This is a genomic window from Bacteroides sp. AF25-38AC (genome assembly GCF_003602995.1).
In the GTDB taxonomy this organism is placed as follows: Bacteria; Bacteroidota; Bacteroidia; order Bacteroidales; family Bacteroidaceae; genus Bacteroides; species Bacteroides uniformis.
The window spans coordinates 1-2,635 of record NZ_QTMD01000075.1 but is presented as its reverse complement, the minus strand read 5'-3'; the positions used below and the strand labels follow the sequence as shown (position 1 = coordinate 2,635).

The 2,635-nt window shown below is 51.8% G+C and carries 2 protein-coding genes; both read left to right on the top strand.

Features of this window, described 5'->3' with window-relative positions; translation table 11 throughout:
- Positions 1–174 precede the first annotated feature (174 nt).
- Positions 175–1,755, top strand: a complete 1,581-nt coding sequence (gene istA, locus DWY55_RS21710) for an IS21 family transposase (RefSeq protein WP_005829261.1) — start codon at positions 175–177, stop codon at positions 1,753–1,755.
- Complete coding sequence (istB, locus tag DWY55_RS21705) at positions 1,742–2,524, top strand: IS21-like element helper ATPase IstB (RefSeq protein WP_005824105.1); 783 nt, start codon at positions 1,742–1,744, stop codon at positions 2,522–2,524. The genes istA and istB overlap by 14 nt, the downstream gene beginning before the upstream one ends.
- Positions 2,525–2,635: the final 111 nt, after the last annotated feature.

The window sequence follows — 2,635 nt, the reverse complement described above, 5'->3', positions numbered from 1 at the left end:
TGGAAAATCCAGTGTAAGCTGCCCCCTAAAACCAAGCGATTCTGCCCCCTTGTGCTAAAATAATCCTACCCCCTTGATTCCAATATAAAAATACCCCTGCTTGGCAATGCCCGGCAGGGGATTTTTCGTAGATTTGATTCCCGTCTTGACCGGTGGGATAAAATCATTTCTACTATGACAACAAAGATAGCAAACATCCTCCAATGTTACGCATTGGGGATGGGGATAAAGCAGATAAGCAGGAGCTTTGAGCTTTCCCGCAACACGGTGCGCAGATATGTGCGCCTGTTTCAAGAGTGTGGTATACCGATAAAGGAGTTGGCCGCCATGCCTTCCGCTCGCATCCAGGAAATGTTCTCTGAAGGTGTTGGCCGTAACAGGGAACCGTCACAACGCCAGCTTGAGCTTGAGGCACTCCTTCCTGAGTATGCTGCCCGGCTTAGCCGCCGAGGCGTAACAGTGAAAACCCTGTACGAAGAGTACCGCGAGACCCATCCTGACGGATACAGACATGCCAGTTTCGGCAACTATCTCATGCGTTACCGTATGGTGACACATGTCGTAGGCCATGTCGAGCATTATGCCGGAGACCAGATGTATATCGACTTCGCCGGTGACAAACTGGAAGTCGTTGACAGTGAAAGCGGTGAATGTCGCAGCGTTGAAGTGTTCGTGGCCATACTTCCGTGCAGCCACTATACCTATTGTGAGGCGGTCTGGTCCCAGTCAAGACAGGACTTGATTAAGGCGTGTGAGAACGCGCTTCATTTTTACGGCGGGGTTCCGATGGCGATCGTACCAGACAACCTCAAATCGGCGGTAACCCGCAGCGACCGTAACGAGCCGGTAATCAACGAGGAGTTTGCGGCATTTGCCGAACACTACGGATGTACCGTATACCCCACACGGGTACGTCATCCAAAGGACAAGGCCTTGGTGGAGAATGCCGTGAAGCTACTTTACCGATCCGTCTACGCTGACATCGAGGGTCTTGTATTCCACTCGCTGGAGTCTCTGAATGCGGCCATATCCGAATCGCTCTCGGCCTTCAACGGACGCAGGATGAGCGGGCGTCCCCAGTCCAGACGGGAACAGTTCGAGCAGATTGAGTCCGACTGCCTCCGCCCGCTTCCCGCCATACGCCATCAGATGAAAGAGCGACGCTCCGCAACAGTAATGCGTAACGGCTATGTCACCTTCAGGCTTCACCATTACAGCGTACCGAAAGAGTATATAGGCAAACGTGTCGAGATTGTCTATGATGCGGACACGCTGGAAATATATCATGGCCTGCGTCTGGTGACCACACACCAGCGCGATGACACGCCATACTCCTATACGACCAAGGATGCCCACGGACTGCCCGGACGTCATGGAAGTTATGAAAAGGATCTGGAACAGATTTACGAACGGGCCGGCCAGACAGATAACGTCCTGCTGCTGTATCTGCGCAAGGTGGCGGAACTCAAGAAGTATCCTCCCGCGGCGTTCCGTTCATGCAGAGGCATCATGGCGTTGGAGAAGACCTTCGGGCTGGAACGGTTGGTGGCGGCAAGCGCATGCGCCACGCAACTGCGCCTATACGGATATCAGGAGATAAGGCGGATCCTTGAACGCGGGGATGATGCAGACTTCCTGTCAAAAGACGACATTGACGATGAGGTCCCCGTAACATCTATCCACAAAAACATCCGCGGAGCAGCCTACTTCGCACAATTAAAACATTTAAATAGAGACAACAATGGAAACAAATAATCTTACCGCACCGATAGCTGTCGAAAAAGACCGCAACACGTTGACAATCGAACTGATGAACCGTATGAAGCTGCACGGCATGGCCGCCGCCTTCACTGAAAGCCTAACCTCCACTATGGCAGAAACAATGACAATCGACTCTTTCCTGCACATGTTACTTGCCAGGGAATGGGACTACCGTGCCAATGCAGCCATCCAACGCCTTATACGCGGGGCGGCGTTCCGCTACAAGGCCTGCCTCGAGCAGATAGACTATGCAATCCCGCGTGGCCTTGACCGCAATCAGATGGAGCGGCTTGCATCGCTGGAGTTCATCCGCAAGGGACAGAACCTCTTCATCACAGGGTCATCCGGTACCGGGAAGAGCTTCCTTGCCACAGCAATGGGGTATGAAGCCTGCAAGAAGGGCATACGGACATATTATGCGAATGCTCCGAAACTTATGGGTACGCTTAAGGTGGCAAAAGTAAAAGGCACACTGGAATCGGAACTCAAGAGAATCGAACGGAGCACGCTGCTCATATTGGATGACCTCTTCCTTGTGAACCTTGATGCCAAGGAACGACCCATCCTGCTCGATATAATAGAGGACCGACATGGGCGCAAGTCCATCATCATCACCTCGCAACTGCCAACGGACAATTGGTATGATGCAATCGGAGACCCTACAGTAGCAGATGCCATTATGGATCGTATTATACATACGGCGCACCGGATTGAGCTGACAGGAGAAAGTGTCCGTAAAATGGCTGCATACAGAGGGAAATAAACTAAAATAATAATAACCCCATCGGTCAAGACTTTTTAAGGGGGCATTGTTGAATGTTTTAAGGGGGCAGAATCGCTTGGTTTTAGGGGGCAGCTTACACTGGATTTTCCA